The organism is Oleiphilus sp. HI0117, from assembly GCF_001635235.1.
On sequence record NZ_LWGA01000702.1, the window covers coordinates 1 to 7,322 of the forward strand.

6 protein-coding genes are annotated in these 7,322 nt (G+C 45.0%); 1 reads left to right on the forward strand and 5 read right to left on the reverse strand.

The features are described 5' to 3' along the window. The coding region (locus A3757_RS10175; RefSeq protein ID WP_156506271.1) for an EAL domain-containing protein at positions 1 to 192 on the forward strand (192 nt) is incomplete at its 5' end. A 24-nt stretch (positions 193 to 216) separates the two neighbouring features. On the opposite strand, the gene radA is transcribed toward A3757_RS10175, so the two are convergent. From radA to A3757_RS10200, 5 genes are all read right to left on the reverse strand, one after another. Continuing rightward, positions 217 to 1,578: a DNA repair protein RadA gene (radA, locus tag A3757_RS10180; protein WP_068554431.1), complete on the reverse strand. Its 1,362-nt coding sequence runs from the start codon at positions 1,576 to 1,578 to the stop codon at positions 217 to 219. A gap of 149 nt (positions 1,579 to 1,727) precedes the next feature. Beyond that, on the reverse strand, positions 1,728 to 3,089 hold the full coding sequence (locus A3757_RS10185; protein WP_156490630.1) for a hypothetical protein: 1,362 nt from the start codon (positions 3,087 to 3,089) through the stop codon (positions 1,728 to 1,730). Between the two features lie 173 nt (positions 3,090 to 3,262). After that, positions 3,263 to 4,327 carry a uroporphyrinogen decarboxylase gene (hemE, locus tag A3757_RS10190; protein ID WP_068513946.1) on the reverse strand — a complete coding sequence of 355 codons (1,065 nt, stop codon included), beginning with the start codon at positions 4,325 to 4,327 and terminating at the stop codon, positions 3,263 to 3,265. A 119-nt stretch (positions 4,328 to 4,446) separates the two neighbouring features. Next, positions 4,447 to 5,865: an FAD-dependent oxidoreductase gene (locus A3757_RS10195; RefSeq protein WP_068554435.1), complete on the reverse strand. Its 1,419-nt coding sequence runs from the start codon at positions 5,863 to 5,865 to the stop codon at positions 4,447 to 4,449. Between the two features lie 52 nt (positions 5,866 to 5,917). Beyond that, positions 5,918 to 7,322: glutamate synthase-related protein (locus A3757_RS10200; protein ID WP_255374983.1), on the reverse strand; the 1,405-nt coding region annotated here is incomplete at its 5' end.

Genomic DNA, 7,322 nt, shown 5'->3' on the forward strand with positions numbered 1-7,322 from the left:
GAACTAATTAATGCGGCGATTTCTATGGCTCACAGCTTAAACCTTAAGGTCGTCGCTGAAGGCGTCGAGAATCAGGAGCAATACAAGCTGCTCAAAGATCTAAACTGTGACTATGCACAAGGCTATCTGTTTGGTAGACCCATGGCGCCAGACATATTTGCCCGTCATTTAGAAAGTACGCTCGAAGACTAATCTAATAAGCTAAACCAAAGCATTTTAAAACAGAGCATTCAACAAATCAGGTAACTTCTTCACTAGCATAACTTCCATCCCTGCAATATCGTTTCTCGGTTTGTTTCCATAGGGAACAATCGCTCTTTTAAAGCCATGCTTCAGCGCTTCCTGAATTCGTTCCTGACCACTAGGGACTGGACGTATTTCTCCCGACAAACCGACCTCTCCAAAGATCACCATATCTTCAGAAAGTGACACCCCTTTCAAGCTAGAAACAATCGCTGCCAAAGTCGCTAAATCGGTACTCGTTTCCAGTGTTTTTACACCACCTACCAGATTCACAAATACATCCTGGTCGCCACAATGGATCCCACCATGTCGATGCATCACGGCCAACAACATTGATAAACGGTTCTGATCCATACCCAAGGCGACTCGCTTAGGGTAGTTGCCTTGGCTCTCATCAACCAAAGCCTGTAATTCTACTAGCAACGGGCGCGTACCTTCCCAGAGTATCGTCACGACACTACCTGGCATTATCTCTTCGCCACGGCTTAGGAATATTGCACTCGGGTTCTTCACTTCAACCAAGCCTTTTTCGAGCATAGCAAAGACACCTAACTCATTCACTGCACCAAAACGATTTTTGATTCCTCGCAAAGTGCGATAACGAGTGTCACTGGAGCCTTCGAGCATTATCGAGCAGTCAATCATATGCTCCAAAACCTTAGGCCCGGCAATCGCTCCCTCTTTGGTCACATGACCAACCAGAAATAGCACCATGCCAGTCTGTTTGGCAAGACGGGTCAACCTGGCAGCACATTCTCTTACTTGCGAAACGCTACCTGGAGCCGACTCTATCGCTTCTGTGTGCATTACCTGAATACTGTCAACAACCAGCACTTTTGGCTTATGGACTTGAACCACTTCTTCTATTGATTCGATCCGGGTTTCAGAGAACATATTCAGCGCATCAGCTTTGAGACCGAGGCGCTTTGCTCGCAGTGCAACCTGTTGTAAAGACTCTTCACCAGTAATATATAAGCCGTCCCTGCTTGAAGAAAGATGACACATCGTCTGGAGTAGCAAAGTACTTTTCCCGGCACCCGGATGACCTCCAACCAATATAGCAGAACCGGGAACTAAACCTCCCCCCAGCACCCGATCAAACTCACCTATACCGCTACTGAATCTGGGTTGATCTTCGAGGTCAATTGACCCCAAAGCCTTAATCTCGGACTTGGCGCCCGCATAACCCAACGAGGTACTGCTGCTCTTACTTTGCTTTGCTAGCTTTATTTCCTGAATAGTATTCCATTGGCCACAATCCGGACACTGGCCTTGCCATTTAGATAAATCTGACCCGCACTCAGTGCAGACGAATGCGGTTTTGCTCTTTGCCATGCTAAGCCTATTGCTATGAGATCTGATAATTATGCGTGCAAATAGATATGCTCGCTCTACAGGAGGAATATTATAGAGCTAATCGAGGAATTAAGTATATGAAGCCAGAAGGCCATCAATGATATATTGAGCAGTATGAAAGGAACTTTCTACTCTGCTGGAATAAAGTCATCTCGCTGGAAGTCACCTTCCAGAAGTTGCTCCCAGGTCGTTGTAAACGTTTCATCTGGGAAACTGGCTCCAACACGAGAATCATCACCATCATAATCAACACCGATCACCAGTGCACTAGGGTTTGGCGTCAGGGTCACTCGCTCCAAACCCTGTCCTAATACCTTAAATATGCCATCAGTTGGATATTCGCCTATCGTGCCATTCAGCTTGCTAAAAGAGTCCATTGCATCAACTTCAACTATTCCGCCAATCGAATCGGACTCCAAGACTCCTGAAAAACCAATCACATAGGTGCCTCGTGACAAATTCTCAACCTTTTCAGCATCAAAGTCAGTTAATGAAAACTCATTCAGTGAAGCATTCTGCTGTACGGACAAAGAAAAATCGCTATCGACAATGTTAAATGACTCAGTTTCGAGATCTTCTGAAATATTTGATAACTCAATCTCTCCATCTATAGTCGTGGTAATTTCGCCATCTTTAACTGCAAACTCATTGACACTTACATCTAAATGCCGACGATAGTACTGGCAGCGCTCTAGTTCCTGTTCACCTTCAAAAACATGATAAATTTCATCTCCGTCCAACGATGCTAAAGCACCAGCATCGACACCTAAACGCTCATTGATAATCAAGGTTGGCCTATTTTTGGCAACTTCATAAGATGCCCTTAGGGTAGATATTCGCTCACCCGTATCGCTATCGTAGCTGTGCTCATAAACTCGGACTATCGTGTCATCACCAAAGGGGAAAAATCTTACTTCATGGCCTGCTACATATAATGTGTCGTAATCAGGGCCTTCGTTTAGGATATTAAGCCTATCAACACAGTAATCAGTTGAAACCGGCATGAAGGTGTCATTTACCCCACCCATATCACTATATTCCATCGATAAAGCACCAGACACTTCTTGCCCTGTACTCAACTGGCAATTATCAAAGACCAGATCTACTGTATCACCTTCGCTATAAGCCTGACCCGGCTCCCTAGAACTGTCCCAACTAATGGGGTCCTCAAATACATCTTTAACATAATTTCCGCATATCAAACTTAGATCTTCTGGAAAGTCTGATGCATCTAAATATCGATACAATGGCGAATCCAAGTAAGCTAAAAGAGTCGCTTGAAGCACTTTAAGAGATAAATCTTCGGACATGTCGACTTCGATATCGATGGTTTTGTTATCGATATTAGTTTCGGCATCACTTTGATATATGTCAGGATCCCCAACACTTTTGAAAAAGGCTATATTTTCTAAATTATCGCAAGCCACGATCATTGTAGCGCAGATACAAATTGAAATTGCCTTAGCAAAATAGAGAGAGAGATGCCTCATTACAGTTCCTTGGGAGACCTTAAGGGTTATCTATCGATTGTATTAAAAGAGTCGCACAGGTTAAATAAGAGCCTGCTGCAAATGTGACACGTGTGGGAATTACATGGCATTTTGTGCTAGAAAAAGAAAGGGTGCCACGTTGCACCCTTAATTCTATGCATTAGATAACGATCTTAAGCGTGATACTGAGCACTCAGTTCATGAACCGCATCAACAAAGTAGCCTGCATGTGCTGGATCAACAAATTGATGAATACCATGCCCCAGATTGAATACATGGCCTTCACCTGGACCATAAGATGCCAAAATTCTAGCCACCTCATCCCTAATACCTTTTTCTGAAGCATATAGCACCGACGGATCCATATTCCCCTGCAAAGCAACTTTATCACCTACCAAGGCACGCGCTTTACCGATATCCATCGTCCAGTCAAGACCAAGTGCATCAGCGCCGGTATCAGCCATAGAAGGCAACCATAAACCGCCTCCTTTGGTAAATAGAATCACGGGGACTTTTCGACCATCGTATTCCCGAATTAAGCCAGCTACAATTTTCTTCATATAAGCCAAAGAGAACTGTTGATATGCATGATCACTCAGGTTTCCACCCCAGGTATCGAAGATCTGAACCGCTTGCGCACCCGCTTTTATTTGAGCATTCAGATAATCAATCACAGACAAGGCAATTTTATCCAATAACTGATGCATAATTTCTGGCTGAGAATACATCATCGCTTTGATATGGCGAAAATCTTTAGAGCTTCCACCCTCAACCATATAAGTGGCTAAAGTCCAAGGACTCCCAGAGAAACCAATCAACGGAACACGTCCATTCAACTCTTTACGTATGGTGCTCACTGCATCCGTTACGTAAGTCAAGTCTTTAGAGGTATCAACTATAGGTAGTTTCTCGACATCCTCTGCTGTTCGAACAATCTTCTTGAAACGAGGCCCCTCACCCGTTTCGAAATAAAGACCCAAACCCATTGCGTCCGGAATCGTCAAGATATCAGAAAACAGAATTGCAGCGTCGAGCTTGTAGCGCTCAAGAGGCTGAATTGTGACCTCGCATGCTAGTTCTTTATTCTTACACAGACTCATAAAGTCACCGGCTTGCGCTCTGGTCGCTTTATACTCTGGCAGATAACGCCCAGCTTGACGCATCATCCATACAGGCGTCACATCAACCGGCTTACGCTCTAGCGCTCTCAGAAATCGATCATTCTTTAGCTCTGTCATTCACTGTCTCTTCAATATTAATAATCAAGAAATGTCTGGCAATGTTGTCCAGATACAAAAAAGGCACAGTATTATCAACCGTGCCTTGGATTTAGTCATTGATACTCATCACGTGCAGACTATATATCCAGGTAGTCCATGATGCCTTCAGCTGCCTGGCGGCCTTCCGCAATGGCGGTAACCACCAAGTCAGAACCACGAACCATATCACCACCGGCGAAAATCTTCGGGTTACTCGTCTGATAAGGGTACTCACCCTTCTCTGGCGCGACAACACCGCCCCAGCTATTAACATCTACCTTCACATCGGACAGCCATTCTGGTGGGCTAGGCTGGAAACCAAACGCAATCAATACTGCATCAGCAGGCAGGATTTCTTCACTACCTTCGATAACTTCCGGGCGACGACGACCATTTTCATCAGCGGCACCCAGCTGTGTTTTAACAACCTTCACACCTTCAACTTTATCATCACCTACAATCGCCACTGGTTGACGATTAAACATAAAGTCTACACCTTCTTCCTTGGCATTCTGAACTTCTTTGCGTGAGCCAGGCATATTCTCTTCGTCACGACGGTAAGCACAAACTACACTATCTGCCTGTTGACGAATAGAGGTTCGGTTACAGTCCATCGCAGTATCACCACCACCCAGAACAACCACCTTCTTACCTGCCATGTTAATGAAGTCAGCTTCATCTTTTTCAAAACCCAAACGACGATTAACGTTTGAGATCAAAAATGGCAATGCATCATGAACGCCTGGCAAGTCTTCACCTGGGAAGCCACCTTTCATGTACTTGTATGTTCCCATACCCATAAATACTGCGTCATAGTCATTTAACAAGTCATCAATACTGATATCTTTACCAATTTCGGTATTCAAGCGAAATTCAACGCCCATATCGGTGAAGATTTCTCGACGACGCGACATGACATCCTTTTCTAGCTTGAACTCTGGAATACCAAAGGTAAGCAAACCACCAATCTCAGGATTAAGATCAAAAACAACAGGCTTAACACCGTTACGAACCAGGATATCTGCACAAGCCAAACCGGCAGGGCCCGCGCCAATCACGGCAACCTTCTTGTCTGTTTTAACAACATTGGACATATCCGGGCGCCAACCCATAGCGAAAGCCGTATCAGTAATATACTTCTCCGCCGAGCCAATAGTCACCGCACCAAAACCTGCATTAAGAGTACAAGCACCTTCACACAATCGATCTTGAGGACAAACACGACCACACACTTCAGGCAAAGAGTTTGTCTGGTGACACAGTTCAGCCGCTTCAAGAATATTCCCTTCTGAAACCAGCTTTAGCCAGTTCGGGATATAGTTATGTACCGGGCACTTCCACTCACAGTAAGGGTTACCACACTCAAGACATCGATGAGCCTGTTCAGTCGCGTCATTCTGATCAAATGACTGATAGATCTCACCAAAATCTTCGGTACGACCTTCCATTGGAATTTTCTTTGGGTCAACTCGACCCACATCAACAAACTGAAAGTTGTTATTTAAACGCTTTGCCATATTCTAACCTCTAAACCTTATTCGCAATGAGAGTATTCGATAATTCGAAACACTACTCAGGGCGAGAACGCATGTTGTTAAGCAAGTTATCCAAGCTAGCCGCCTTCGGCTTAACTAACCAGAACTTAGCAATGAAGTCATCGAAGTGCTCAAGGATCTCTTGCCCCCACTTACTAGATGTCTCAGCAACATGCTCCTTAATAACGCCTCGCAAATGATTGCGATAAGGCTCCATTTGTTCAGTTGAAACTCTTTGAATTTCTACCAACTCATGATTGTATTTATCTACAAACGTATTTTCCTGGTCTAGCACATAGGCAAAACCACCTGTCATACCAGCACCAAAGTTATAACCTGTTTGACCTAGAACAGTAATCAAACCGCCAGTCATATATTCACAGCAGTGATCACCTGCGCCTTCAACAACCGCTGAAGCGCCAGAGTTTCGAACTCCAAAACGCTCACCAGCCGTACCCGCTGCAAACAACTTACCGCCAGTAGCGCCGTAAAGACAAGTATTACCAACAATGGATGTTTCCTGGGTTTTGAACTCACTACCTTGAGGGGGTCGAATGGTTAGTTTACCACCAGTCATACCTTTACCAACATAGTCGTTTGCATCGCCTTCAAGGTTCATATTCAAACCACCAGCATTCCAAACACCAAAGCTCTGACCAGCTGTACCCGTCAAATTCAAGTTGATTGGCGCACTCACCATACCTTGATTACCATGACGCTCTGCGATTTCGCCAGAGATTCGTGCACCAACCGAACGATCACAGTTAGTCACTTCGTAATCGAAGGTACCACCCGACTTGGATTCAATTGTTGGAACTAAGTCCTCAACCATTTTTTCGGCCAACAAGGCTTGGTCAAACGGAGCATTACGCTCTACCTTACAGGTATGCGGTTTATCTTCAGGTATTCCCTCAGTCGAAAGAATCGGCGATAGGTCAAGCTTGTTCTGCTTATCAGTAGTACCTGACAAAATGTCTAACAAATCTGTACGACCAACCAGCTCTTCCAAACTACGAACACCTAGCTTAGCCATCCACTCACGCGCTTCTTTCGCAACAAAGCGGAAGAAGTTCATTACCATTTCTACGGTACCGTTGAAGTACTCATCACGAAGTAATTCGTTCTGAGTCGCAACACCCGTCGCACAGTTGTTCAAATGACAAATTCTCAAATAACGACAACCCAAAGCAACCATAGGCGTGGTACCGAAACCAAAACTCTCGGCACCCAGTATCGCCGCTTTAACAACATCCAGACCTGTCTTTAAACCGCCATCGGTTTGCAGACGGACGCTGCCACGCAAGTCATTGCCGCGCAGAGTCTGGTGAGCCTCGCTCAAACCAAGCTCCCAAGGAGAACCCGCATATCGGATAGAGGTTAGCGGACTTGCAGCCGTGCCACCGTCATAACCGGAAACTGTAATCAAATCAGCATAAGCC